Source organism: uncultured Microbacterium sp., assembly GCF_947488465.1.
Taxonomy (GTDB): Bacteria; Actinomycetota; Actinomycetes; order Actinomycetales; family Microbacteriaceae; genus Microbacterium.
Genome location: NZ_CANKZA010000005.1, coordinates 148,206 through 174,747 on the forward strand (window position 1 = coordinate 148,206; position 26,542 = coordinate 174,747).

Annotated in this window: 21 protein-coding genes; 14 read left to right on the plus strand and 7 right to left on the minus strand. The window is 69.3% G+C overall.

Going from position 1 to position 26,542, the window contains the following annotated elements; genetic code table 11:
- Positions 1 to 27: 27 nt before the first annotated feature.
- Positions 28 to 2,850: a glycosyltransferase gene (locus Q0653_RS11910; protein ID WP_298944750.1), complete on the plus strand. Its 2,823-nt coding sequence runs from the start codon at positions 28 to 30 to the stop codon at positions 2,848 to 2,850.
- Positions 2,847 to 4,256 (plus strand): DUF5719 family protein, encoded by a 1,410-nt coding sequence (locus Q0653_RS11915; RefSeq protein WP_298944751.1) that lies wholly within the window; start codon positions 2,847 to 2,849, stop codon positions 4,254 to 4,256. The genes Q0653_RS11910 and Q0653_RS11915 overlap by 4 nt, the downstream gene beginning before the upstream one ends.
- Before the next feature lie 12 nt (positions 4,257 to 4,268).
- Here the strand turns inward: Q0653_RS11915 and Q0653_RS11920 are convergent, their stop codons facing one another.
- Positions 4,269 to 4,616 carry a metallopeptidase family protein gene (locus tag Q0653_RS11920; RefSeq protein ID WP_298743280.1) on the minus strand — a complete coding sequence of 116 codons (348 nt, stop codon included), beginning with the start codon at positions 4,614 to 4,616 and terminating at the stop codon, positions 4,269 to 4,271.
- A gap of 239 nt (positions 4,617 to 4,855) precedes the next feature.
- Between Q0653_RS11920 and Q0653_RS11925 the strand changes: the two genes are divergently transcribed.
- The 5 genes from Q0653_RS11925 to katG all read left to right on the plus strand — a co-directional run bounded on the left by Q0653_RS11925 (position 4,856) and on the right by katG (position 10,712).
- On the plus strand, positions 4,856 to 5,062 hold the full coding sequence (locus Q0653_RS11925) for a DUF3499 family protein (RefSeq protein WP_298944752.1): 207 nt from the start codon (positions 4,856 to 4,858) through the stop codon (positions 5,060 to 5,062).
- 27 nt (positions 5,063 to 5,089) lie between these two features.
- Positions 5,090 to 6,568 carry an adenosylhomocysteinase gene (gene ahcY, locus Q0653_RS11930; protein WP_298944753.1) on the plus strand — a complete coding sequence of 493 codons (1,479 nt, stop codon included), beginning with the start codon at positions 5,090 to 5,092 and terminating at the stop codon, positions 6,566 to 6,568.
- 215 nt (positions 6,569 to 6,783) lie between these two features.
- A complete protein-coding gene (locus tag Q0653_RS11935; RefSeq protein ID WP_298944754.1) occupies positions 6,784 to 7,773 on the plus strand; it encodes a hypothetical protein in 990 nt (329 codons plus the stop codon).
- A gap of 189 nt (positions 7,774 to 7,962) precedes the next feature.
- Positions 7,963 to 8,400 carry a Fur family transcriptional regulator gene (locus Q0653_RS11940; RefSeq protein ID WP_298743272.1) on the plus strand — a complete coding sequence of 146 codons (438 nt, stop codon included), beginning with the start codon at positions 7,963 to 7,965 and terminating at the stop codon, positions 8,398 to 8,400.
- A gap of 29 nt (positions 8,401 to 8,429) precedes the next feature.
- Positions 8,430 to 10,712, plus strand: coding sequence for a catalase/peroxidase HPI (gene katG / locus Q0653_RS11945; protein ID WP_298944755.1), 2,283 nt, complete (start codon positions 8,430 to 8,432; stop codon positions 10,710 to 10,712).
- A 72-nt stretch (positions 10,713 to 10,784) separates the two neighbouring features.
- On the opposite strand, the gene aqpZ is transcribed toward katG, so the two are convergent.
- Positions 10,785 to 11,594 carry an aquaporin Z gene (gene aqpZ / locus Q0653_RS11950; protein WP_298743269.1) on the minus strand — a complete coding sequence of 270 codons (810 nt, stop codon included), beginning with the start codon at positions 11,592 to 11,594 and terminating at the stop codon, positions 10,785 to 10,787.
- 206 nt (positions 11,595 to 11,800) lie between these two features.
- On the opposite strand from aqpZ, the gene mtrA reads away from it, so the two are divergent.
- The 5 genes from mtrA (at position 11,801) to raiA (ending at position 17,347) form a co-directional block, all read left to right on the plus strand.
- A complete protein-coding gene (gene mtrA / locus Q0653_RS11955) occupies positions 11,801 to 12,481 on the plus strand; it encodes an MtrAB system response regulator MtrA (protein WP_298743267.1) in 681 nt (226 codons plus the stop codon).
- 14 nt (positions 12,482 to 12,495) lie between these two features.
- Positions 12,496 to 14,178, plus strand: a complete 1,683-nt coding sequence (gene mtrB / locus Q0653_RS11960; protein WP_298743265.1) for an MtrAB system histidine kinase MtrB — start codon at positions 12,496 to 12,498, stop codon at positions 14,176 to 14,178.
- Positions 14,175 to 15,866, plus strand: coding sequence for an LpqB family beta-propeller domain-containing protein (locus Q0653_RS11965; protein ID WP_298944756.1), 1,692 nt, complete (start codon positions 14,175 to 14,177; stop codon positions 15,864 to 15,866). The genes mtrB and Q0653_RS11965 overlap by 4 nt, the downstream gene beginning before the upstream one ends.
- Before the next feature lie 91 nt (positions 15,867 to 15,957).
- Positions 15,958 to 16,614, plus strand: coding sequence for a phosphoribosyltransferase family protein (locus Q0653_RS11970; RefSeq protein WP_298944757.1), 657 nt, complete (start codon positions 15,958 to 15,960; stop codon positions 16,612 to 16,614).
- A gap of 67 nt (positions 16,615 to 16,681) precedes the next feature.
- A complete protein-coding gene (gene raiA / locus Q0653_RS11975; protein ID WP_298944758.1) occupies positions 16,682 to 17,347 on the plus strand; it encodes a ribosome-associated translation inhibitor RaiA in 666 nt (221 codons plus the stop codon).
- A gap of 71 nt (positions 17,348 to 17,418) precedes the next feature.
- Here raiA and Q0653_RS11980 read toward each other — a convergent pair whose 3' ends face one another.
- From Q0653_RS11980 to Q0653_RS11995, 4 genes are all read right to left on the minus strand, one after another.
- Positions 17,419 to 18,636, minus strand: a complete 1,218-nt coding sequence (locus Q0653_RS11980) for an ABC transporter permease (protein ID WP_261607353.1) — start codon at positions 18,634 to 18,636, stop codon at positions 17,419 to 17,421.
- Entirely contained in the window at positions 18,633 to 19,409 is a 777-nt protein-coding gene (locus Q0653_RS11985) for an ABC transporter ATP-binding protein (RefSeq protein WP_298944759.1), read from the minus strand. Before Q0653_RS11985 ends, Q0653_RS11980 begins: the two co-directional genes overlap by 4 nt.
- Positions 19,406 to 20,332, minus strand: a complete 927-nt coding sequence (locus Q0653_RS11990; RefSeq protein ID WP_298944760.1) for a biotin/lipoyl-binding protein — start codon at positions 20,330 to 20,332, stop codon at positions 19,406 to 19,408. Before Q0653_RS11990 ends, Q0653_RS11985 begins: the two co-directional genes overlap by 4 nt.
- A gap of 112 nt (positions 20,333 to 20,444) precedes the next feature.
- Positions 20,445 to 21,770: a hypothetical protein gene (locus Q0653_RS11995; RefSeq protein WP_298944761.1), complete on the minus strand. Its 1,326-nt coding sequence runs from the start codon at positions 21,768 to 21,770 to the stop codon at positions 20,445 to 20,447.
- A gap of 187 nt (positions 21,771 to 21,957) precedes the next feature.
- On the opposite strand from Q0653_RS11995, the gene secA reads away from it, so the two are divergent.
- Both secA and Q0653_RS12005 read left to right on the plus strand, forming a co-directional pair.
- On the plus strand, positions 21,958 to 24,735 hold the full coding sequence (gene secA / locus Q0653_RS12000) for a preprotein translocase subunit SecA (protein WP_298944855.1): 2,778 nt from the start codon (positions 21,958 to 21,960) through the stop codon (positions 24,733 to 24,735).
- Positions 24,736 to 24,791: 56 nt separating this feature from the next.
- The gene (locus Q0653_RS12005; protein WP_298944762.1) at positions 24,792 to 26,015 is read left to right on the plus strand and encodes a pyridoxal phosphate-dependent aminotransferase; all 1,224 of its coding nucleotides are present in this window, start codon (positions 24,792 to 24,794) and stop codon (positions 26,013 to 26,015) included.
- Between the two features lie 9 nt (positions 26,016 to 26,024).
- On the opposite strand, the gene Q0653_RS12010 is transcribed toward Q0653_RS12005, so the two are convergent.
- Positions 26,025 to 26,444, minus strand: coding sequence for an Rv3235 family protein (locus Q0653_RS12010; RefSeq protein WP_298944763.1), 420 nt, complete (start codon positions 26,442 to 26,444; stop codon positions 26,025 to 26,027).
- Positions 26,445 to 26,542 lie beyond the last annotated feature (98 nt).

Genomic DNA, 26,542 nt, shown 5'->3' on the forward strand with positions numbered 1-26,542 from the left:
GCACCCCGCGCCTAGGCTGACCTGGTCATGCCCGCCAGAGTTCACGCGCTGCTGGTCGTGCGCCCGGACGGGCGTGTGCCGGCCGATCTTCATCTGCAGCGGACGCTCACTGCCCTGAAAGAGCAGTCGCGCCCGCTCGATGCGCTGACCCTTGTACTGTGCGGCACGGACGACGCCCTCTCGCGTCTCGCGGCCGACTCCGGCGCCGAGGCCGTCATCACCGCCGACCGGCACACGTCGTTCGCCGAGGCCGTCGCGATGGCGAGTCGGCGCATCGACGGCGATGCGGTCTGGCTCCTGGCGCAAGACTGCGCTCCTGCTCCCGATGCCTTGATGCGTCTGGCTGGAGCGCTCGAGACGGCCCCGTCGGTGGCGATCGCGGCGCCGAAGCTCGTCCGCTGGGACGATGCCGGTCAGATCGTCTCGCTCGGCATCTCGATGACCTCGCTCGGTCGCACGGTCGCCCTCGCCGACGGCGAACTCGACCAGGGGCAGCACGACGCGCGTGAAGACGTCATGGGCGCCGACATCCGTGGTCTCCTCGTCCGTGCGGCCGCGTGGCGCGAGCTCGGCGGCATCGACCGGGCACTGGCCGGGGCGGACGAAGGCCTCGACCTGGGTGTGCGGGCGCGCCTGCGCGGCGATCGTGTCGTGCTCGTCCCCGGCGCAGTGATCGCGGTCGCGGGCGACGGTGTGGCCGGCATGCCGTCCGCCGTCGGAAGCTGGGCGCGGCGTGCCTATGCACCCCGCACCGCGCAACTGCACCGCCGCCTCGTCTACGCGCCGGCGGCCGCGGCCCCGCTGCACTGGCTGAGCCTCCTGCCGCTTGCCTTCGTCCGCACGCTCGGGCACCTCTTGGCCAAGCGGCCCGGACAGATCGGCCCGGAGTGGGCCGCCGCGGCGACCACGGCCGTCCGGGTCGGATCCGTCGCGCGGGCGCGCTCCGGCATCCGCCGCACCCGACGGTCGGGCTGGCCGGCGCTCGCGCCGTTGCGGGTCACGTCGGCCGAGCTCCGTCAGCGATTCGACCCCGACCTGTCACGCACGGCCGGGCCCGGACGCACGGAGCTGCGCTTCTTCAGCGGCGGCGGAGCCTGGATCGTCCTGGCGTTCCTCGTCGTGTCGGCGGTCGCGTTCACCTCACTGCTGGCGTGGCCCGTGCTCGGCGGCGGGGCCCTCGCGCCGCTGCGCGCGACGATCGGGCAGCTGTGGGCGGATGCCGCGAGCGGGCCGCGAGCCCTCGGCTGGGCGACCTCGGGACCAGCCGACCCGTTCGCCGCTGTAATCGCCCTTCTCGGATCCCTGTGGCCCGCGGCGCCGTCACGCGCCCTCGTGGTCCTGTGGTTCCTGGCGTTGCCGGTGGCGGCCCTCGGCGGGTGGTTCGCCACGACCCGCGTCAGCGAACGCAGCAGCGTGCGAGCGGTGGGTGCGGTGGCGTGGGCGCTGGCACCGATGTTCCTCGCCGCGCTCATGGAGGGCCGCCCCACCGGTGTGATCGTCCACCTCCTGCTGCCCTGGTTGGTCTTCACCGCGTCGATCGCCCACCGCTCCTGGAGCGCGGCCGGTCTCTCCTCGGTGATCCTCGTCGCCGTCGTCGCCTGTGCCCCCTCGCTCGCGCCGGCCCTCGCCCTCCTCTGGATCATCGCGATCGTGCTCACCGCCACCCTCCGCCGCGGTGTGGGACTCGGCCGCGTGATCTGGCTCGTCATTCCCACGGCGGTCGTGTTCGCGCCGCTCATCTGGGTGCGCGCCCGTGCGGGCGACCCGTGGTCGCTGCTGGCCGACCCGGGCGTCCCGCTCGCGCCGGAGGCCGGTGTCGATCTCGTTCGTCGCCTGTTCCTTGCCGCCGGATTCCCCGGAACGGATGCCGGCGGCTGGGCCGCCATCACGGGCTCCTCCGCCCTCTGGGTCGCGCTCCTGGTGGCACACCTCCTCCTGTTGGCACTTCTCGCACCGGTCGCCGGTCGTCTGATCCCGGCATCCGTGCTGCTTCTGGCCGCGCTCGCCGGCCTCACGACGGCAACCCTCGCGATCGGTGTCGTGCTGAGCGCGAACGGGACCGGTGTCGTCGGGATCTGGCCCGGCGCCGCACTCAGCCTCTATTGGATCGGCGTGTGGGGCGCGGCGCTGACGACACTCGACGTCTGGCGCGTGTTCGCCCGCGTGCGGGGGCCTCTCGCGGCGGTCCTCCTCCTCCTTCTCGTCGTCGTTGCGGCGCCCGCGGTGACCGCGCCGCTGCGCGGTGCCGCCGCGCTCACGGAAGGCACGGCCAGCACGCTGCCGGCCTATGTCGCCGCCGAGGGGCGCGATGGCATGGACCAGGCGACGTTCGTGATGACCCCCACCCCGGCGGGCACGGTCGTCGACGTCGTGTGGGGCGAGACCTCCGCTCTCGGCGGGCAGTCGACACTCCGCTCCGCCCGTACCGAGACGGATGCCGGCGATGCCGACGCGGCGCAGCTCGCTGCGGCTCTGATCTCCGACCCCGGCGGCGACGCGGTCACCCGTCTGGCAGCGCACGGCGTCGCATTCGTCATGCTCGGATCCGACGGATCGCCGGACTCCGACGCCGCCCGAGAGCTCCGCATCCAGGCCGTCACCTCGCTCGACCAGCGCGATGACCTCGAGAAGGTCGGTGAAACCACGAAAGGCATGCTCTGGCGGGTCGCCGCGCCGATCACCGATCGCACAGTGTCGTCCACGGCGCAGGCCGAGGCGGCGCGCACAGCGGCCGTTCAGCTCGGGATCATCGCGATCGCCCTGCTGCTGGCCGTTCCCACCCGTCGATCGATCGCCGATGCCCGGCGGTGGCCGCGCGTCGTGGGAATCGGCGGAGGACGCCGCCGATGACGAACACGCAGCTCGCGCGCACCCCGCGGACGCGGGTGATCGTCGGCGCCGTCGTCGCGGCCGCCGTTGCCGTCGCGGGGATCGGCGTGCTCGTCGCCCCCTGGCCGGAATTCTCCCGGGAGCCGCTGCCGATCACCGCGGCACCGCCCGCGGCAGCGTCGGTCGCCACCTGCGGCGGGCCACTGCTCGCCGCCGGCCGTGAATCTGCCGCGGCCGCCACGGTGACCGATGCCGCCGCGCAGAGCGTCGTGTCCGGAGCATCGGACGGTGTGATCCCGGCATCCACCCCCCTGAGTGCGGTGAACGTCAGCGGCGGGGTGGGACCGCTCTCCGTGACCGCGGAACCCGTCGCCGGGGTGCGCACGGATGTGGCTGCCGCCGGCTCCGCGCACGTCGCCGAGAGCGACCTGCGCGGGTACGCGGCCTCCGCGTGCACGCGCGCATCGATGGAATCGTGGCTCGTCGGCGGCTCGGCCGCGACCGGGGCCGCGGATCTCGTCGTTCTCGCCAACCCCGGCGACGTCGCCGCGCGCGTGACCCTGACGGTGTACGGCGCCGAGGGTGCCGAGACCCCGACCGCGGGCGAGGATCTTCGGATCGCACCGGGTGCGCAGCGGGTGATCCCGCTTGCGGCGTTGGCGCTCGGCGAAGCGAGCCCCGTCATCCAGGTGACGGCCGCCGAAGCGCCCGTGCGTGCCTCGTTGCAGGCCAGCATCACTCGCGTGCTCTTGCCCGGCGGGGTCGACCAGATCGCCCCGTCGGTGGCGCCCGAGCCGGATCTCGTCATCCCGGGCGTCGAGATCGCCCAGGCGCCGGGGGCGGCCGATGCGAGCGAAGTCCCCGCTGTCCTGCGGTTGCTGTCCCCGGCGGCCACGGCCACCGCGACGGTCACCGTGTGGGGTACGGGCGGACAGGTGGGCGACGCGCAGTCGGTAGATCTCACGGCCGGCGTGCCGCTCGAACTCGACCTGACGGGCTTGGCGGTCGGAACCTATGCGGTCCGCGTCGCGTCGGTCGCCCCGCTGACCGGTGCGGTATGGAGCACCACCGGGTTCGGCGAGGGATCGGACTTCGCGTGGTTCACCGCCGCTGACGCGCTCACCACCCCGGCGCTCGTCGCCGCCCCGGCGGGTCCGTCACCGCGCGTGACGCTGACATCGTCTTCCGACGCCGATCAGCAGGTGCAGCTCATCGCGGATGCCGGTGAGGGCACGACGCAGGAGGTGACGGTGCCGGCGGGACGTACGGTGACCGTTTCGATCGAGGAGAACGCGGTGTACCGGATCGTTCCCGGTGGCGCGGGCCTGCGCGCAGCCGTCAGTTACGCGGGTACGGGCCAGCTGGCGGGCTACCCGGTCCCCGCCAGTGATGTCGAGGCGGCATCGATCGAGGTGTTCCCGCGCTGAGCGCGAGCGCCCTCAGAAATGGAACCGGTCGGGCCCCAGGTCCCACGGGTCGCGGCCCAGATACTCCGCCGCCGCGCGGAACACGCATCCTTCGACCATCATGCGCCGGTGCAACTCGTCGTTGCGGTGCAGGTGGCTGAGGCGTTCGATCGGCAATCGGTAGAGGATGATGCGGCGCTCATCGGGCAGCACGGTCCACCGGGGGATGCCGGAATCATCGGAAGCGGGCGGCATGGCTCCCACTTCGAAGCGGACGTCGCGCAGCTCCGGCCAGGCGCTGCGGAGGAACTCCGCGGCGGTGCCGACCGAGAGGTCGAAGCGCTCGGCGCGCGTCTCCAGCGGGGGGAGCGGGGGGCGCACGACGGGGCTGCGATCATCGCGCCCGTGGCGGCCGTGCCGTGTCGGGCGCCGCGCGGGCTGCGCCGCACGCCGCCTCACGAGCGTCCCGCCGCTCCGGTGGGGAGAGAACAGTCCAGCCCCGAGAGAACGGGGTGCACCCGTCGCTTCGGCGTCGCCGTGTTCCCTCGCACCATGACGCCATCCTAGTTCCGCGGCGCGGCATGCGTCGGGGCAACGAGGCCACCGGTACCGTGGGCGCAATGCGCGAGAGACTTTGCTCCAAGGTGACCTGTGCCCGCGAGGCCGTGACGACGCTGACCTACGACTACGGCGACAAGATGGCCGTCGTCGGTCCGCTCGGCGGCGCGAACGACCCGCACGCGCACGATCTCTGCGCGATCCACACCGACCGGATGTCGATGCCCCAGGGCTGGACCGTCGTCCGGCACGAGACGCTGCGCGTCTGAGCCACTCACGGGTGGGAGAATAGTCGGATGGCCACTCCCACCGTCTCCGCTCCGCGTCTCGACCAGGCTACGGACTTCGTCGTCGCCGATCTGTCCCTCGCGGAGGCAGGCCGACACCAGTTGCGCCTCGCCGAGAACGAGATGCCCGGACTCATGGCCCTCCGCGAAGAGTTCGGTCCCACGCAGCCCCTCGCGGGCGCCCGCATTGCCGGATCGCTGCACATGACCGTGCAGACGGCCGTGTTGATCGAGACCCTCGTCGCGCTCGGCGCGCAGGTGCGCTGGGCGAGCTGCAACATCTTCTCCACGCAGGATGAGGCCGCGGCCGCCGTCGCCGTCGGCCCGAACGGGACCGTCGAAAGTCCGGCAGGGATCCCGGTGTTCGCTTTCAAGGGCGAAACGCTCGAGGAGTACTGGGCGCTCGCCGACCGCATCTTCGACTGGTCGGCCGAGGGATTCGACGGCCCGAACCTCATCCTCGACGACGGCGGCGACGCGACCCTCCTCGTGCACAAGGGTGTGGAGTTCGAGAAGGCCGGCACTGTTCCGGAGGCATCCGAGGGTGACTCCGCCGAGTATCGGATCGTGCTCCAGACCCTGCGCGCCTCTCTCGCGCGTGACCCGCAGCGCTTCACGCGGATGGCTGAGGGTCTCATCGGCGTCACGGAGGAGACCACCACCGGCGTCCACCGCCTGTACGAACTTCACGCGGCCGGACAGTTGCTGTTCCCCGGGATCAACGTCAACGACTCGGTCACCAAGTCGAAGTTCGACAACAAGTACGGCATCCGCCACTCACTGCCCGACGGGATCAACCGCGCGACGGACGTCCTCGTCGGTGGCAAAGTCGCCTTCATCGTCGGCTACGGCGACGTGGGCAAGGGTGCGGCCGAGGCCCTGCGTGGCCAGGGTGCGCGCGTCATCATCGGCGAAGTCGACCCGATCTGCGCGCTGCAGGCCGCGATGGACGGTTTCCAGGTCGCGAAGCTCGAGTCGGTCATCTCTGACATCGACATTCTGATCACCGGTACGGGCAACACCCGGGTCGTCACGACCGAGCACCTCCAGAGCCTCAAGCACCTCGCGATCGTCGGCAACGTCGGCCACTTCGATGACGAGATCGACATGGCGGGCCTCGAGGCGGTGCCGGGCGTCGAGAAGATCGAGATCAAGCCTCAGGTGCACGAGTACCGGCTGCCGAGCGGCCGCAGCATCCTCGTGCTGTCGGAAGGGCGCCTGCTGAACCTCGGCAACGCGACCGGCCATCCGTCGTTCGTGATGAGCGCGTCCTTCACCAACCAGGTGCTCGCCCAGATCGAGCTGTACACGAAGCCGGAGGAGTATCCCGTGGGCGTGTACGTGCTGCCGAAGCTGCTCGACGAGAAGGTCGCGCGTCTGCACCTGGCCGCGCTGGGCGTCGAGCTCACGGAGCTGACCGACGAGCAGGCGGCCTACATCGGCGTTCCGGTCGACGGCCCCTACAAGCTGGATCACTACCGCTACTGATGCCGCGGGCACGCGCGAGTGCCTTTGGGGTCGCGTGATGTCGGTGGACCCGGTGTTCGGGGTTCCGTGTGGTCGCGTGGGCTCGACGTCACCGACCACACGGAACCCGAAACTGGGGTGAGCAGTCTTCCTCCCCAGCTGCCAGGGGAAGGGTGATTGTCCACATATGCGGGTGATGGCGTCCGCGCGCGGTGGCTGTCCTGCACCGTGGAGCGATGACCAGCCGCGCACGTCCGCTGCCAGAAGGTCTCGGCGAGAGCTTCACGTGCGTCGAGGCGATCGCCCGGGATGTCACCCGGCGCCGCCTTCGCGCGGCTGACCTCGAAGCGCCGTTCCGTGGTGCACGCCTCCGCCGGGAGGAGCCCGCAGGCGACGGGGATGCCGCGGCAGAACCGCTGGCGCTGGATGGCCGCATCCGCCGGGCGCTCCTGCGTACGGCCCACGCCTACGCGTCCGTCGCGCCGGCCGGATCCTTCTTCGTCGGCGCCGCAGCGCTGGCCGCGCACGGTCTGCCGATGCGGAGCGAATGGACCGGCCGGCCGCTCTCCGTCGCCGTGCACCCGCCCGCGCATGCCCCGCGCGGTCGCGGCGTGCGCGGCGTCAAGATATCGCCCCGGATGGTGTCGGTCTGTGAGGTGGATGGGCTGCGCGTCGCGGACGCTGTCACGGCGTGGGCCCTCTGCGGGTCGTGGCTGTCCTGCGATCAGCTCGTCGTCCTCGGCGATGCGCTCGTGTGTGTCCCGCGGGATGAACGGGGTCGCCCGCATCCCGAGCGCCGGCGCGCGACGCTCGACGAGCTGCGGCAGGCCGCGGGCGTTCCCTGGCGCCGTGGTCGGGAACGGCTTTTGGCGGCGCTCGAGTTGATCCGTGTCGGCAGCATGTCGCCGCTGGAGACCGAGTGCCGCCTGGTGCTGACCCGCGCGGGTCTTCCCGAACCTGACTTGGATGTGGAAATGCGCGCTGCCGACGGGCGCTTCATCGGGATCTGCGATGCCGTCTATCGCCGGCAGCGCGTCGCCGTCGAGGTCGAGGGGAGCCATCACCGTACGAGCGACCGGCAGTGGAACCGCGACCTCGACAAATACGCGGCGCTCGCCGCTGCTGGGTGGGAGGTCGTGCGGCTGACGTCCCGGCATATCCGTGGATCCAGTCCGCAAGCTCCACACCTCGTGCGCGCCGCGCTCGAGCGCCATCCACGGGGCTGACCGGCATCCAGGTTCGGGGTCGCCTGTTGCCGCGGCGCCCTATCTTCGGGGCCCGGTGTGGTCGGTGCGGAGGCTGCTCGGCGACCACACGGGACCCGAAACCCCGAGGGCAACCGCCAGGAGGCGCCGGGAGGCGGCGGGATGCGGCCGCTCCTTTAAATCAATCAAAACTAGCGCTAGAGTGGATGCATGACAGCTCCCGACGTGCACGCCCCGGCGGCCGATGTGCTCCGTGCCGCGGGGCTGCGGGTGACCGAGCCGCGGGTGGCCGTGTACGACGCGCTGCGCCGCAGCCCGCACGCCAGCGCGGATGCGGTGTTCGCCGCGATCGCGGAGGGCTTGCCGAGTACCAGTATCCAATCCGTGTACAACGCGCTCGGCGACTTCGCCGAGGCCGGACTCGTCCGCCGCATTGAGCCGGCGGGCCGGTCGATGCTGTTCGAACTCCGCGTCGACGACAACCACCACCATCTCGTGTGCAGCGTCTGCGGCGCCGTCGAAGATGTCGATTGCGTCGTTGGCCACGCGCCGTGCCTCCAGCCCGGCGAGTCGCACGGATTCACCCTCCAGTCCGCCGAAATCACGTTCTGGGGCGTCTGTCCCGCGTGCGCGGTCGCAGAGTCTTGACCCATCAGAATCCCCGAGGAAGGAACACCATGACCGAACGCGATGACAGCGTCGCTCCGATCGGCGAGAACCCGACGGACATCGACCAGTCGATCACCGTCACCGACACCGACGAGGCCTACGCCGAAGAAGCAGCCACGTGCCCGGTGATCCACGCGCAGCCGCACCCGACCTCGGGCTCGGCCAACAACGTGTGGTGGCCCAACCAGCTGAACCTGCGAATCCTGAAGAAGAACCCCGCCGAGGCGAATCCGCTCGGTGGCGACTTCGACTACCGCGCGGCCTTCGCGGCCCTCGACCTCGCCGCTGTCAAGAGCGAGATCAACGAGCTGCTCACCACGTCGCAGGACTGGTGGCCGGCCGACTTCGGCAACTATGGTCCGCTGATGATCCGGATGGCCTGGCACTCCGCCGGCACCTACCGCGTCATGGACGGACGCGGAGGTGGTGGCGCTGGACAGCAGCGTTTCGCCCCGCTGAACAGCTGGCCGGACAACGTCGGTCTCGACAAGGCGCGGCGCCTGCTCTGGCCCGTGAAGAAGAAGTACGGCCAGTCGATCTCGTGGGCCGACCTCATGATCCTCGCCGGCAACGTCGCGCTCGAGAACATGGGCTTCTCGACCTTCGGCTATGCCGGCGGACGCCCCGATGTGTGGGAGCCGGACGACGACGTCTACTGGGGTCCCGAGACCACCTGGCTCGGTGACGAGCGCTACACGGGTGAGCGCGACCTCGAGAAGCCGCTGGCGGCGGTGCAGATGGGGCTCATTTACGTCAACCCCGAGGGCCCGAACGCCAACCCGGATCCGCTCGGCTCGGCGCGTGACATCCGTGAGACGTTCGCCCGGATGGCGATGAACGACGAGGAGACCGTCGCGCTGATCGCCGGTGGGCACACCTTCGGCAAGACGCACGGCGCGGCGCCCGACTCGAACCTCGAGGACAACCCCGAGGCCGCGGGCGTAGAGATGCAGGGCCTCGGCTGGAAGAACAACAACGGCACCGGCAAGGGCGACGACCAGATCACCTCCGGTCTCGAGGTCACCTGGACCTATCACCCCACCCGCTGGGACAACGAGTTCTTCCACATTCTGTACGCCTACGAGTGGGAGCTGTTCACGAGCCCCGCGGGCGCGCAGCAGTGGCGGCCGATCAACGGTGGCGGCGCCGACATGGTGCCCATGGCGCATTCCTCCGGCCGCCGCGAGCCGCGCATGCTCACGAGCGACGTGGCGTTGCGGATGGACCCCGCCTACGACAAGATCTCGCGCCGGTTCAAGGACGACCCGCAAGCCTTCGCCGACGCGTTCGCCCGTGCCTGGTTCAAGTTGACGCACCGCGACATGGGTCCGATCGAGCGCTACGTCGGACCCGAGGTTCCCGCCGAAGAGCTCATCTGGCAGGACCGCGTACCGGCCGTCGATCACGAGCTCATCGGCGCGGAGGATGCGGCAGCGCTCAAGGCGAAGGTCCTCGACTCCGGCCTGTCGATCTCGGAGCTCGTTTCCACGGCGTGGGCAGCGGCATCCACGTTCCGCGGCAGCGACAAGCGCGGCGGCGTGAACGGTGCCCGCATCCGTCTCGCTCCGCAAAAGGACTGGGCCGTCAACAATCCCACCCAGCTCCACAGGGTGCTGGGCGTCCTCGGCGGGATCAAGGCCGACTTCGACGCGACCGGACGCACCGTCTCGCTCGCCGACCTCATCGTCCTCGCGGGCAACGCCGCGGTCGAGAAGGCCGCGGCGGATGCCGGTGTCGCCGCCGAAGTCGTCTTCCACCCGGGGCGGACTGACGCGTCGCAGGAGCAGACCGACGTCGATTCGTTCGGCTACCTCGAGCCGGCCGCCGACGGGTTCCGCAACTACCAGGGACCGCAGGCGACGGCCGCCGGACTCCCCGCGGAGCATCTGCTCATCGACAAGGCGAATCTCCTGACCCTCACAGCGCCGGAGATGACGGTGCTGGTCGGTGGACTGCGGGTCCTCGGCGCGAACTGGGACGGCTCGCCGTACGGCGTCTTCACCGATCGCCCCGGCGTGCTCACGAACGACTTCTTCGTGAACCTGCTGGATCTCGGGACGACATGGACGCCGCTCGACCCGGGTAAGCACGCCTTCGCCGGTGCGAAGGATGGCTCCGGCGAGAAGGTGGGCGTCGGTACCCGCGTCGATCTGCTGTTCGGCTCGAACTCGGAGCTGCGCGCCGTCGCCGAGGTCTACGCATCCGATGACGCGCACGAGAAGTTCGTGCGGGACTTCGTCGCCGCGTGGGGCCGGGTCACCGAGCTCGACCGCTTCGACCTGCACGCCTGAGCCCGCTGAGACAGAAGGCCCGCTTCGAGATCACAGGATCTCGGAGCGGGCCTTCGTCGGAGAGCCGCGGGGTCAGTCCGTCGACGTGCGGTCGAACAGCGCGCGGTGCGCGAAGCCGGCGATCAGCGCGCCGACGATCGGGAACACCAGGAAGACCCAGAGCTGAGCGAGCGCGTCGCCGCCGCCGTAGATCGCGGTGGCGATCGAGCGCGCCGGGTTGACCGACGTGTTGTCGATCGGGATCGTGGCGAGGTGGATGAGGGTCAGCGTCAGGCCGATGACGAGTCCCGCCATCGCCGGGGTGCCGCGCGTGGCGTGTGTCACGCCGAGGATGACGAGCACGAAGATGGCGGTGAAGACGATCTCGGTCGTGATCGCCGCGCCCAGCCCGAAGCCGCCGGGGGAGTGATCGCCGAAGCCGTTGCTGGCGAATCCGCCGCTCTGTGCGGCAGCCAGCCACCCCTCGGGGCCGAACAAACCGATGAGGACGATGACGCTCGTGCCGACGGCGCCGCCGGCGACCTGCGCGATGATGTAGCCGACCGAGTCCTTCCACGGGAAGCGTCCGGCGGCGGCGAGCCCGAGGGTCACGGCAGGATTGAAGTGGCCGCCCGAGATCGGGCCCCAGGCATACGCGCCCGCGACGACGGTCAGACCGAACGCGAGCGCGACCCCGACGAAGCCGATACCGAGTGAGGTGCCGTTCTCGCTCCCGCCGAAGTCCGCGGCGAACAGTGCCGCGCTGATCGACCCGAAGACGAGGAGAAAGGTACCGGCGGCCTCGGCCAGGAGCTTCTGGCCGGTGGACGGTCCGCCGGGCGCCGGGGTGTGATCGAGCGCGGTCGGGGTGACCGGCGCGTCGGGAATGGGATCCGTGCTCATGAGAGGTCCTTTCGTGAAGGGAAGACCTGAGGCTGATTCTGCCGCTCGAGCGTGTTCGGGTGGGGGATATGTGCGGATTGCGTCGGGGAATGTCGAGCGCGGTGTGCTCGGCCCGTGTCCAGGGCGGTCCGCTACTGTGGGAGAGCACCAACATTGCGCGGTGCCCCTTGGCACCGGCCGCACCGGCGAAAGACGAACGAAGGCCTATGACTTCTCGGATTCTGGTTGTCGACGACGACACCGCTCTGGCAGAGATGATCGGCATCGTGTTGCGCACCGAAGGATTCGAGCCCGTCTTCTGTGCCGACGGTGCTGCCGCGCTGGAGATCTGGCGCACGGAGCGTCCGGAACTGGTGCTCCTGGACCTCATGCTTCCCGGGATGGATGGGATCGAGATCTGCACACGCATCCGTGCCGAGTCGGGCGTCCCGATCATCATGCTGACCGCTCGCACGGACACGGCCGACGTCGTCCGCGGGCTCGAGTCGGGCGCCGACGACTACATCGTCAAACCGTTCAACCCGAAGGAACTCGTCGCACGCATCCGCACGCGTTTGCGGCCGGCATCCACCCTCGAGACGGAGACCGTGCGCATCGGCGACGTGAGCGTCGACGTGGCCGCGCACGAAGTGCGGCGCGGCGACACGGTGATCGCGCTCACTCCGCTGGAGTTCGAGCTGCTCGTGGCGCTCGCCTCCAAACCCCAGCAGGTGTTCTCGCGTGAGATGCTGCTCGAGCAGGTGTGGGGCTACCACTACAAGGCCGATACCCGCCTGGTGAACGTCCACGTCCAGCGTCTGCGTGCCAAGGTCGAGATCGACCCCGACAATCCGAAGATCGTCACGACGGTCCGCGGCGTCGGCTACCGCGCGGGCGCGGTCGTCTGAACGCCCGCCCACCGATGGCCACCACGACCACCAGCGTCACGTTGCCGGGCGACTGGCGGTTCTGGCGCGACTGGCGCTCGGCGCCGCGGCGCATCGCGTCGGCCTGGCAGCGGTCGCTGAGATTCCGCACGCTCGCGGTGACGTTGGGGCTGACGGCGCTGACGATCCTCGTCGCTTTCGTGACGATGGCCCTCGCGATCCAGAACGACCTGTTCGAATCGCGCGTCCAGCAAGTGCAGCAGTCGGTGGAGCGGGCGACGCAGTCCGCACAGCGATCGCTGGATGTCGCCCAGCCGGAGGGCGACTCCGATGCGCTCCGCGTGCTCATGGAGAACGCGACGACCGCCACGTCGCGCCAGGCCGGCACCGATATGGTCGCCGCGTTCCGGGTATCGTCCGACCCGTCACTGATCGCCCCGCAGGACTTCACGCGCGGGGGGATGGAGCCCGAACTCCTCACCGAGGGGCTCCGGGAGGCCGTCCAGCGTGACGCCGAGCAGCAGTGGTGGCAGTCCATCGCGCTCCCGGATGCCGACGGCGGGGCGGTCCCCGGAATCGTCATCGGGCAGCAGCTGGTCTTCCCCGAGGTCGGCGCGTACGAGTTCTACTTCGCCTACGACCTGGCCTCGGAAGCGGAGACGCTCCGCTTCGTCCAGGTCACGCTGTGGCTCGTCGGGTTCGGGCTGGTCATCTTGATCGGGGTGATCTCCTGGCTCGTGCTGCGGTCGGTCACCGTGCCGATCGCGCAGGCCGCTGAGACGAGCGCGATCCTTGCCGCCGGCGATCTCGGTGTGCGCCTGCCCGTGCACGGCGAGGACGAGTTCGCGACGCTGGGTCGGTCGTTCAACGCGATGGCGGACAGCATCGAATCGCAGATCAAGGAACTCGCGGAGTTGTCGCTCGTGCAGCAGCGGTTCGTGTCCGACGTGTCGCACGAGCTTCGCACTCCCCTGACGACGATCCGGCTGGCCAGCGACATGCTCAACGACCAGCGCGACAGTTTCGACCCGACGATGGCGCGCGCCGCCGAGCTGCTGCACGCCCAGGTGCAGCGATTCGAGATTCTCCTGACCGACCTCCTCGAGATCAGCAGGTACGACGCGGGCTCGGTGCAGCTGGAGAACGAGCCGACGAGCCTTGCCCACCTGGCCGAAGACGTCATCGCGTCGATGCAGCACCTGGCTGATCAGCACGGCACCGATGTGCGCTTGGTCGCCCCCGGCGGGTATTCGCCCGTCGAGATGGACCCGCGTCGCGTGCGCCGCGTCGTGCGCAACCTCCTCGGCAACGCGATCGAACACGGTGAGGGCAGGCCCATCGTCGTCACCGTCGACAGCAATCAACGCGCCGTCGCGCTGGGCGTGCGCGATTTCGGCCTCGGGATGAGCTCGGCCGATGCCGAGCGTGTGTTCGACCGATTCTGGCGTGCCGATCCTTCGCGCAAGCGCACGATCGGTGGCACCGGGCTCGGCCTGTCGATCGCCCTCGGCGATGCCCGCCTGCACGGCGGAACGCTCGCCGTCTGGTCAGAGGCCGGGCGAGGAACGAACTTCGTGCTCACTCTGCCGCGCGACGGCCAGTTCGCCGAGGGATCGTCGCCTGTTCCGCTGGATCCGGGCGACGATGACGCCCCGCTCGAGGACCTCGGCCTCACCCAGCCCATCACCACGGTGCCCGGAAACGGAGCTCGGTCATGATGCGTACACGTTCCACCCCCACCCTCGTGGGCCTCGGCATCCTGCTCACGGTCCTGTTGACGGCCTGCGCGGGGCTACCGACGGCTGGGCCTGTCAATGCGGGCCAGGCGGTGACCGATGCCGAGACGGATGGCGACTTCGTCTTCATCCCGGACGGACCCGCCCCGAACGCCACCCCCCAGCAGATCGTGGAGGGGTTCATCGCCGCCGGCTCCGGTCCCCGCGGCAACTGGGACACCGCGCGGGAGTTCCTCGCGGAGGACTTCCGGACGGTCTGGAAGCCGCAGGCCGGCGTCACGGTGTACCGGCCCGGGGAACGCTCGCTCACCGAGGTGACCGAGGACGAGTTCGTCCTTTCGGTGACACCCGTCGCCACGGTCGATGACACCGGTGCGTTGTCGACCGTCGGAGACGACGGCGAGATCCCGCTGGCCTTCACGTTGGCGATGCAGCCCGACGGCCAGTGGCGGATCACGGAGGCCGCCGATGGGATCGTGCTCGATCAGAACCGCTTCCGCGCGGTCTTCGGCAGCTACGCGCTGATGTTCTTCGACCCCACGTGGACCTATCTCGTCCCCGACGAGCGATGGTTCCCGAAGACCTACGCCGCGACCAGTATCGCCCAGGCTCTCGTCGGCGGCTCGCCCAGCCCGTGGCTCGACGGCGCCGTCGCCACGTCGTTCGTCGACGGAGCGCGGCTGGCGCAACCTGCGGTGCCGGTGCGGTCAGGGCGGGTTGCCGAAGTCTCTCTCGAAGAGGGGGCGCGGTCGCTGGAGCCCACGGTGCTCAGTCGCATGCAGGCCCAGCTCGAGGCGAGTTTGCTGACCGCCGGGATCACCGGGGTCGACATGTTCGTCGACGACCAGATGGTGGCTGCGGTGCCGGCGCCCGCCCGCTCCACCCGGGTCGACACGCGTCCCTTGGTGCAGACCGCCGATGCGTTCGGCTTTCTCTCGGGCGCCGCGATCGAGGAGATCGACGGGCTCTCCGCGGCGCTGACGGCGATGGATGCCGTCCACATCGACGTCAATGCCGAGCGCACCGCCGCGGCGGTTCTGGCCGCCGACGGTGCGATCGTCGAAGTGCGCAGCGACGGCACCGAACTCGTGGTGGATGAGCGTCCGGGGGTGCTCGCCCCTTCTATCGACCCGCTCGGCTTCGTCTGGTCGGTCCCGGCAGATGCGCCGACCGCGGTCTCGGCCGCCGCGCCCGACGGCACGGTGTACGAGATCGCCGCCGCGTGGTCCGGTGCGGTGCGCATCATGTCGATGCGGGTATCGCGCGACGGCACCCGGGTGGCGGCGGTGGTTCGCGACGGCACCCGCGACGCCCTGTGGGTGGCCGGCATCCTTCGTGATCGGAACGGGGTCCCGACGGCGCTCGGCGTTTCGGAGGCGATGGCGGTTGTCCCGGGGACCGGCGTGCAGGTGGCGTGGTCGGATGCCGGAACAGTCTCTGTCCTCTACGCATTGGACGGCGCCACCTACCTGTGGGACCAGCCCCTCGGCGGCTTCGGCTCGTTCGTCCGCACGCCGGACGGGGTCACCGCGGTCGCCGGCGGAAACCAGTCGGGAGCAGCCCGATTGCGCGACGTCGCGGGTGATCTCTACGTGCAGAGCGGCGTGAACTGGCAGCATCTCGCGTCGGGTGTGCAGGTGCTCGCGACGCAGCAGGGGTCGCCGCGCTGACTTCTCCTCCCCAGCGGGGGAGAGGCGCAGGTTCTCCACGGATGCCGGTTCCCGCCGGCCACGCCGGGCGCGTCTGTCGCACACTCGGCAGATGGTGTTCTCTCCTCGCGTACATCGGGCGTTCGTCGACGCACTCGGTCTCGTCTTCCCGACCTGGTGCGCAGGCTGCGATGTGCCAGATGTGGCGCTGTGCGACCTGTGTCGCGGCCAGATGACCTATCGCGGGCTGAAGCGAGGACTCGACCGGATGCCGGTGGTCAGCGCCGTCCCGTTCGACGGCGTCGCTGCCCGCACGATCCGTGCGTTCAAGGAGGACGGTCGCACACCCCTCGCCGGTACGCTCGGCCCGCTGCTGGCGACCGCCGCGGGGGAGATCGGTGAGGCCGTGGTCGTCCCGGTGCCGTCGTCCGCGGCGGCGATGCGTCGACGCGGATACCCGATCGCGGAGCTTCTCGCGCGTCGCGGCGGGTTGCGCCCGGTGCGGCTGCTGTCGAGCGGGGGCACCCCCGCCGATCAGCGCGGACTCGGACGGGGAGATCGTGAACGCAACGTCGCCGGGACGATGCGCGCGCACGCGGTCGCGGGCCTGGACGTCGTTATCGTCGACGACGTCGTGACGACCGGCGCGACGCTGCGGGAAGCGGCGCGGGCACTCGAGCGCGGTGGCGCACGGGTTCTGGGCGCGGCGACGATCGCCACGACGCTCCGCACGGCACTCGTGCGTGACAGGAGCGGTCCGGATGGATAGCGTGGACAGGACAAGGCGAACGAGGGTCCGCCCTTGACCGGGCGACCCGGATACAAGGAGGTCAAGGATGGAAACCAGCATCGTCGGCGTGGGAGTGAGCATCACAGATCGCTTCCGGACCGTGACCGAAGAGAAGTCCGCCCGCATCGAAAATCTCGCGCCGCGCGCGCAGAAGCTCGACGTGAAAGTCACCCATCGGGCCTATCACAACGGCAATCGCGAAGAAGAAACGGTCGAGCTCACTGTCACCGGGAAGGGCCCCGTCGTGCGCGCGGAAGCGACCGACGGCGACAAGTTCGTCGCCCTCGACCTCGCGGTCGATAAGCTCGCCGAGCAGCTCCGGCGTGCAAAGGACAAGCGGGTGGACGCCCGCAACCACCCGCGCGGCGCGAAGCTCGACAAGGAGAGCGGATCGCTGCGGGGCATCGATGTCGAGCCCGCATCCGTCGAGGCGCTCCGCGCCGTCGCGACCGGGGAAGTCCCCATCGTCGCCTCCGGTGAAGATGACGAGGAGTACACCCCCGTCGTCATCCGCACCAAGAGCTTCGATGCCGAGTGGATGACCGTCGAGGAAGCGGTCGACCGGATGGAGCTCGTCGGACACGACTTCTTCCTGTTCATCGACGCACGTTCGGACCACCCGAGTGTCGTGTACCGCCGTAAGGGCTGGGACTACGGCGTCATCGGGCTCACGACCACCGCGGCACCCGGCACGGAGGAACTCGCTTCGTAACCGGCTGAGAATGACAGAAGGGCGGATGCTGCGGCATCCGCCCTTCCTTTCGTTCGTGCCCCGTGAAAAGGTCAGAACCGGAGCGCGTCGATCACCTTCACGCGGACGGCCACGAGCGCGGGGAGGAATCCCGCGATCGCCCCGATCCCGACGGCCGCCGCGAGGGCGACCAGAGCGGCGTGCATCGGGAACGGCGGGTTGTCCTGGAGCGGGGTGAGCACCCCGAACGTGAAGAGCGCCCGCTGAACGATGATCGCCACGATGATCCCCACGACGCCCGCGACAGCGGTCGCCACGACGTTCTCGAGGAGCACCGTCGTGAAGATGCGCCCGCCGGTCGCGCCGAAGCTTCGCCGCACACCGATCTCGCGGATGCGCTGACGCATCGCGACGAGCTGGATGTTGACGAGGCCTAAGCCGCCGAGCAGGAGAACAAGACCGGCGATGACCCCTGTGGTCAGTTCGAAGATCTGCACCTGCGCCTGATTCTCGGGGCGGGATCCCCAGTCCGCGCGGCTGAGGGTGACCTCGACGTCCGGTCCCGCCGCCGCCCGCAACTGAGCGGCCAGCTCGGGTCCGATCTCGTTCACCCGATCGGGCCCGACCCAGACCTCCCAGGAGAGCGCGTCGCTGTCGGACAGGACTTCCGCACGGGCGAAGTAGGTGTCCGGCAGGAGCGTGATGAATTTCTGCGTGTCTCCGAGGTACTCCGCCGTGTTCACTCCGACGATCCGGTAGGTGCCGGCCAGGATCCCACCAATATCCAGCGACGGCGACGTCCCCAGGTTCGGCGACCCGAGAGCTTGCCAGAGGGCGTAGGAAACGACCACCGGGGGAGCCATCCACTCCGCATCGCCCGCGTCGAACCAGCGGCCCGCGGAGAGCGTGGTCCGGTGGATCACGGCGTAATCAGGGTCGGCGAGGCGAGTCTGCACGGGGCGCAGGTAGTCCGACATCTGCACCGAGACGGGTGTGGAGATCGAGTCGGCACGGCGCGTGACGTGCGCGAGATCGAACCGGTCGGCCGCGGTGCGCAGATCCGCATCGAGGCCCTCCCAGTCCATCGCGCCGCCGTCTGTGCGGTACGCACTGATGGCGATCGTCGCTTCCCGGCCGCCGTAGCGATCGGATTGCTCGATCGTCTGCTGCCGCATGTAGTCGCCGAGGGCGAGGACGGCGGCGATCGCGGCGACCGACACGGCGATGCCGATGAGGCTCAGGAGCACGCGCAACTTGTGATGGCGGAGCTCTGCCCAGGCCTCATTGAGTGCACCGACGAACCCGCTCATGCGGTGATCGCCGATCGTCGCGTCATCGGTGTCGGCGAGAGTGCGCCGAGCGCGGTCTCGCGCGACGCCGCGTCGAGGTCGACGCCCGTGAGGACCCCCGCTTCCAGCCGGTAGTGCCGGCGTGCGCGGGCAGCGACGTGCAGGTCGTGGGTGATGGTCACCAGTGCCGCCTCGGTTTCGGAGGCCACGTCATCCAGAAGAGCCATGATGGATGCACCGGTCCCGACATCGAGGGCGCCCGTCGGCTCGTCGGCGAGGATCAGCGCCGGGCGGCGGACGAGCGCCCGCGCGATCGCGACCCTCTGCTGCTCACCGCCGGAGAGGCGCTCGGGCACGGAGTCGAGGCGATGGCCGAGCCCCACACGGTCGAGCATCTCTCGCGCGAGTTCCCGTCGGCGCCAGAACTGCTTTCCGCGGGCGTATCCGAGGGGCATCGCGACATTGTCCGTGGCAGTCCGCCCCGGGAGCAGATTGAACTGCTGGAAGACGAAGCCCACTTCGCGCCCCCGCATCCGGTCCAGCGCGCTGCGGCGCAGACGTTTTCCGGTGTCGCGGAAGACCGGTTGCTCCCGGAACGAAACCTCACCCGATGACGGCAGGTCGAGCATGCCGAGGATGTTGAGGAGAGTCGACTTCCCCGAGCCGCTGCGCCCGACGATCGCGACGTGATCCCCGGCGGCGACCGAGAGGTCGACGCCGTGCAGGATGTCGAGCCGGGAGTCGTCCGGCAGAAGCACGTGCCGCGTGACCCCGCGCAGTTCGACGAGGCTCACCAGCTCATCCCGGGATCTTCGCAGTACTGGCCGCCCGCGCCATCGTCGTAGCAGACCGGCTCGTCGCCCGCGGTCGATCCCGGTGCGAACTGCCGGATCGTGTCGCCCTCGACGAGCCCCTCCGTGACCTGGACCTGCGTGCCGTCGGTGACGCCGAGCGCGATTGTGCGCTCTTCGGGCGTGCCCTCCGCGTCGACCCAGACGACGCCGGTGCCGGCTCCTCCTCGCACCGCCGTCGTAGGGATGACGAGAGCGTCGTCGGCCGCGCCCGCCTGCACGGCGAGCGTCGCCTTCAGGCCCGCGAACACCTGCTGGTCGGTCGGCACGGCGCACGCGACGCTCGTGGATCCGTCCTCTCCCACCTGCACGGCGAGCCCCGTGCACGTGAACGGGGCGGGCCCGCCTTGGATCGTCACTTCGGCATCGGTGGGTGCACCGACGAGTCGATAGAGCAACACGGGGTCAACGGTCCCCACGAGGTGATACCGGGCGGGAGTGAGCTTCGCCACCTCGCCACCGAGGGAGACCGGCTGGCCCTTGACCAGCTCGAACGAGGTGATCTCGCCCGCCTCGGGCGCCACGATGTCGATGCTCTTCACGGGATACGTCTGCTTCACCGTCACGAGCACCTGGCCCGCGGCGACGGTTTGCCCCGACGCGACGGCGACCGCCGTGATGGTTCCCTCGACCTGCGCGCGCACGATCACGTCGTCGTCGCGCGCGATCGTCGCATCGACGGAGAGCTCGTCGACGATGCTGCCGCGTTCGACCGTCACGGTGGGCGTCGTCACTTCGCCGCCGGGATTCAGCGCAGCGGCATCGACACGGTTGGGGAAGAAGGCCAGCTTGACGAGCGCGGCGGCGATGGCCGCGCAGACCAGAAGGAGAAAGAGCGGAAAGATCCAGCGACGCCAGACGAGCATGGGACAACCTCCGTGGTGCGAGTGAACTACCTCGAACCTAGGAGGTGGAAACCGTCCGGCGTATCCGTCTCAAGGATGATTGGGGGATCACCCTGAGCGGCTCGGGGATGTGTCAGTCGAACATGCCGTCCAGCAGGCTGCCGATCACGAGGCCACCGAGGATGCCGCCCATCATGTCGCCGCCACCGTTGCCGCGGCGCCCGCCGCCCTGCGGACCCCACCCGCCGTCGTTCGGGCGGGAGGAGTCGATGTCGCGCTGGGCGAGCTGCAGTGCCTCCGACGCCAGCTGGCCGCAGCGGCGCGCGTCGGCCAGTGCCTTCTCGCGGTCATCCTCATCGATCGCGCCGCCGCCGGCGACAGCGGAGAGGTCGTGTCGGATGCGCTCCGCCTCAGCCAGGCGGGTGCGCGCGTCGGCGCCGATCCACCCGCGATGGCCGGAGATGACGCTGCGGGCGACACCGAGTTGGCGGTCGGCGTCGTCGATCGCATGACGCACATGGGCTTCTGGCGGCGCCGGATGCGCGGCCCGCTGGCGGGCCTTGGCGACGGCGGCGTCGAGAGTGCCGTTCGCTTCCCGCAGGGAGGTGAGCTCCAGGAACGGATCGGTCGGCGTCCCGGCGGGGGCGAGCGTGCTGAGCGCCTTCTCGAGCGCAACGCTCGCGGCGGCGACCTCGGGGACGTGTCGGAGATCGCGGGCCGTGACGATGTCCTCCCGCGAGTCGTCGACGATCGCGGCGAGGGTGGAGGCCGCGCGGAGCGCCTCGACCTCGTACGCGTCGACGGCATCCAGAAGGGTCGTCGCGCGCCGTACCGCCTCCATCGCCGTCTCCAGTGCCAGGTTCGCCTGCTCGCGCTGGCCGGACTGTCGACGCGCCTCGGAGATGTCCGAGCCGTGCGCCGCGAAGTCGATCAATTGGGTTGCTTCGGTCGGGTTTCCGGAGATCTTGCGGAGAGCCTCCGCCGAGTAGCGTCCGGCGAGCCGGGCGACGGTCGCTTCCGCTGCCGGCAGGCGGTCACGCAGCGTGACGAGGTCCTTGCGGATGCCCGCGATGATCTCCGGCGCTCGCCGGGCGCGCTCGATCGGTGCGGCGAGGGCTTCCGTCCGATCGTCGAGAAGCTCACCCGCCCATTCGCAGAGCTGAAGGATCCGGGCGTTCCGGGTGCGCAGCTCTTCCGGGGTGTCGGGGATCTCATCGTGATTGAGCTGGTTGAGGTGGAAGGCCTCACCGAGATGCTGGCGGACGGCGGTCAGGGCCGTCCGGAGATCGGCCGTCGCCTCGCGCCCGAGTTCGATCTCGGCGAACATCAGCTCATCGGCCGTACTGCGCAGGCGCTCGTCCGTCGCGACGAGGGCGGCGTCGGCCTGTCGGCCGAGTTCGGCGTCTTGCGCGGCAAGCTGCGCACGTTCTTTCTTACGGGTGCCCCAGATTCCGGCCATAGTAACGATCCTATGGTCGAGCGACGACATCGGAGTCGTACCCGGAAGCGTCCACCGACTTCTCCCGGCGACTCAGGGCGCTCCAAGGTCACGGACCGATAACATGAGTGGGTATGCCCGCAAGGCGCCCGATGCCGTGCTCGGTATCGGCGACCCGCCGGAAAGCCCGAACGTATGGAGATCCTCCGTGGCCAATCCCCTCGAGAAACTGCTTCGCGCCGGAGAAGGCCGCATCCTCCGGCGCCTCCAGCAGGTCGCGAAGGCGGTCGGCGCCCTCGAAGAGGAATACTCGAAGCTCACCGATGACGAGCTCCGCGGCGAGACGGCCGAGCTGCGGGCGCGCTACGAAGCCGGTGAAACTCTCGATGCGCTCATGCCCGAGGCGTTCGCCGCCGTGCGCGAAGCCGCTCAGCGCACGCTCGGTCAGCGCCCCTACGACGTGCAGGTCATGGGCGGAGCAGCCCTCCACCTGGGCAACATCGCCGAGATGAAGACCGGTGAAGGCAAGACCCTGACGGCGACCTTCGCGGTGTATCTGAACGCGATCGCCGGGAAGGGCGTCCACGTCATCACGGTCAACGACTTCCTCGCGTCCTACCAGTCCGAGCTGATGGGTCGTGTGTACCGCGCCCTGGGAATGACGACCGGCACGATCGTGTCGGGGCAGACGCCCGAGGTGCGTCGTGAGCAGTACAACGCCGACATCACGTACGGCACGAACAACGAGTTCGGCTTCGACTACCTCCGCGACAACATGGCGTGGCGCCGTGACGACCTCGTCCAGCGCGGTCACTTCTTCGCGATCGTCGACGAGGTCGACTCGATCCTCATCGACGAGGCGCGCACCCCGCTCATCATCTCCGGACCGTCCTCGGGCGAGGCCAACCGCTGGTTCGTCGAGTTCGCGAAGATCGCGAAGACGCTCGAGCCGGGCGTCGACTACGAGGTCGATGAGAAGAAGCGCACGATCGGTGTGCTCGAGCCCGGAATCGAAAAGGTCGAGGACTACCTCGGGATCGACAATCTCTACGAGTCGGTGAACACGCCGCTCATCTCCTTCCTCAACAACTCGATCAAGGCACTCGCCCTGTTCAAGCGCGACACCGACTACGTCGTGATGAACGACGAGGTCATGATCGTCGATGAGCACACCGGTCGCATCCTGGTCGGTCGCCGGTACAACGAAGGCATCCACCAGGCCATCGAGGCCAAGGAAGCGGTGCCGGTCAAGGCCGAGAACCAGACTCTCGCCACCGTCACCCTCCAGAACTACTTCCGCCTGTACGACAAGCTCGCGGGCATGACCGGTACCGCCGAGACCGAAGCGGCCGAATTCATGTCGACCTACCAGCTCGGTGTGGTGCCGATCCCGACGAACAAGCCGATGGTCCGCAAAGACCAAGCCGACCTCGTCTACAAGAACGAGCAGGCGAAGTTCGCCCAGGTCGTCGAAGACATCGCCCGTCGCCACGAGACGGGACAGCCCGTGCTCGTCGGTACTGTCAGCGTGGAAAAGAGCGAGTACCTTTCCCGCTTGCTGGCGAAGAAGGGCATCAAGCACGAAGTCCTGAACGCGAAGAACCACGCGCGTGAGGCTGAGATCGTCGCACGCGCCGGGCGCTTCGGTGCCGTCACAGTTGCGACCAACATGGCCGGTCGCGGTACCGACATCATGCTTGGCGGCAACGCCGAGTTCCTCGCGGTGCAGGAGATGAAGTCCCGCGGCCTCGACCCGGTCGAGACGCCCGAGGAGTACGAGACCGCGTGGGATGAGGTCTACACGAGCATGCGCGATGTCGTTGCCGAGGAGGCGACGAAGGTGGTGGATGCCGGTGGCCTCTACGTCCTCGGCACCGAGCGGCACGAGTCCCGCCGTATCGACAACCAGCTGCGCGGTCGCTCGGGGCGCCAGGGTGACCCCGGCGAGAGCCGGTTCTACCTGTCGCTGACCGACGATCTCATGCGCCTGTTCCAGTCCGGCGCGGCCGAAGCGATCCTCGCGCGCACCAATTTCCCGGACGACGTCGCGATCGAATCGACCATGGTCTCCCGCGCGATCCGCAGTGCCCAGGGGCAGGTCGAGTCGCGCAACGCCGAGATCCGCAAGAACGTCCTCAAGTACGATGACGTCCTCAACCGCCAGCGTGAAGCCATCTACGGCGACCGGCGACACGTGCTCGAGGGCGACGATCTGTCGGGCCGTGTCGAGCACTTCATCGAGGATGCCGTGGGCGCCGTCATCGACGACCACACCGGCAGCGGTCACACCGAGAGCTGGGACTTCGACGCACTGTGGACCGAGCTGAAGACGCTCTACCCGGTCGGCGTCACGATCGATGAGGTCGTCGCCGAGAGCGGCAACAAGGGACGCGTCACCCCCGAAGGCCTCAAGCGCGAGATCCTCTCGGATGCGAAGATCGCCTACGCGGCGCGCGAGGAGACGCTCGGCGCTCCGGCCACACGTGAGCTGGAGCGACGCGTCATCCTGCAGGTGCTCGACCGCCGCTGGCGCGACCACCTGTACGAGATGGACTATCTGAAGGACGGCATCGGCCTGCGCGCCATGGCCCAACGCGACCCGCTGATCGAGTATCAGCGCGAGGGCTACCAGATGTTCCAGTCGATGATGGCGCAGATCAAGGAAGAGTCCGTCGGCTTCCTCTTCAACCTCGACGTGGAGGTGCGCCAAGCCGGCACCGGGGACGTCGAGGCCAAGGGGCTCGATGCGCCGGTGGTCGAGGCGCAGCGTCTGCAGTACACCGCGCCCAACGATGCCGGCGAGGTCGAGGTCCGCAACGATCGTGGCCAGGTCCAGCAAGCGGCGACCAACAAACTCCGGCAGACTCCCGAGACTCCCGCGCGTGACGCCGAGGCGCCCCGCGGCGCCTTCGGTCAGCGGGCGGAAGCCCCGGCATCCGCTCCGCAGAACCGCGCCGATCGTCGCGCGGCCGGCAAGAAGAAGTAGCTCCCCAGGCCACGCGGGGTCGATTGGCACCGTGGGAGCGGGGATATCCTGATCCGATGAGCCGCCGCATTCTCGACCAGTCATCGAAGCTGAAGGACGTCCTCTACGAGATCCGTGGCGCCGCCCTGGTGGAAGCTGACCGGCTCGAGGCCGACGGGCACCGGATTCTGAAGCTGAACACCGGCAACCCGGCGGTCTTCGGATTCGAGGCGCCCTTCCAGATCGTGCGCGACATGATCGACGCGATCCCGCACGCGCACGGCTACAGCGACAGCCGCGGCATCATGCCGGCTCGCCGCGCCATCGTCTCGCGGTACGAGCAGGTCCCCGGCTTCCCGGCGTTCGATCCGGATGACGTCTACCTCGGCAACGGGGTGTCCGAACTCATCACGATGACGATGCAGGCACTCCTCGACGAAGGTGACGAGGTCCTCATCCCGTCCCCGGACTATCCGCTCTGGACGGCGATGACGAGCCTCGCCGGCGGCACACCGGTGCACTACCGCTGCGACAACGACAACGGGTGGCAGCCGGATCTCGAAGACATCCGTGCGCGCGTGACCCCGCGCACGAAGGCGATCGTCGTGATCAACCCGAACAACCCGACCGGCGCCGTGTACTCCCGGGAGGTGCTGGAAGGGATCGTCCAGATCGCGCGTGAGAACGACCTGCTGCTGCTCTCGGATGAGATCTACGACCGCATCCTCTTCGACGACGCGGTGCACGTGCCGCTGGCGACCCTCGCTCCCGACCTCCTGTGTCTCACCTACAACGGATTGTCGAAGACGTATCGCGTCGCCGGATTCCGTTCCGGGTGGATGGTGATCACCGGGCCGAAAAAGCACGCCGAAGGATTCTTGCTCGGTATCCAGTTGCTCGCCTCAACACGGCTCTGTCCCAACGTCCCCGCACAGTTCGCCGTGCAGGCGGCGCTGTCCGGCGTGCAGTCGATCGACGCGCTGATCGCTCCGACCGGGAGGTTGCATGAGCAACGCGACGCCGCGTATGAGGCGCTTCTGCGCATTCCCGGCGTGGAATGCCACAAGCCCCAGGGCGCACTGTATGCCTTCCCGCGGCTGGATCCGAACGTGTACGAGATCCATGATGACGCGAAGTTCGTCTACGACTTCTTGGTCGCCGAACGCGTTCTCCTGGTGCAGGGGACCGGTTTCAACTGGCCGACGCCCGATCACTTTCGCATCGTGACGCTACCGGAGGCGCGTGTGCTCACCGAGGCGATCGAGCGGCTCGGCAACTTCCTGTCGTCTTACCGCCAGTAGCGTCGCACCTCACAGCAACGCGAGTGAGGTGGCGCGCCAGCGCCCATCCCATCCTTCGAGCCGGATCGCGATCGCGCGTGTGCGGGCCGGCCCGGCCGAAATCACGACACCTTCGACGACTCCGTCTGCGGGGGAGGTGCAGTGGATCGAGAGGATGCGGTGCGCCGGCCGGGCCGCGGGGACCCCGCGCGCGCTGCGGGCACGGGCGGTCAGATTGGCGCGGATGACGAGGGCGCGGAACGCGTCTTCGTCGAGCCAGCGTGCGAGTTGATCGACCTCTCGCACGCCTGCGAGCACCTCCAGAACGCCGATCGTGAGGTTGCGCAGGAGTGCACCCGGGTCGGGCAACTGCTCCGTCGAGCTGCGCTGCGGGGCGAAGTACTCCTCGACCTCCAGGGCGGTGGCGACGTGGCGCTCGGTGGGGACCATGCTGACCTCCTCGGAAGGGAGAGGCGGCCTGACAACGGAAGGGATGCCGGACCGGCGACGTGGCACGAGTACAACACAGTGCGCGCGGCGATGGGATG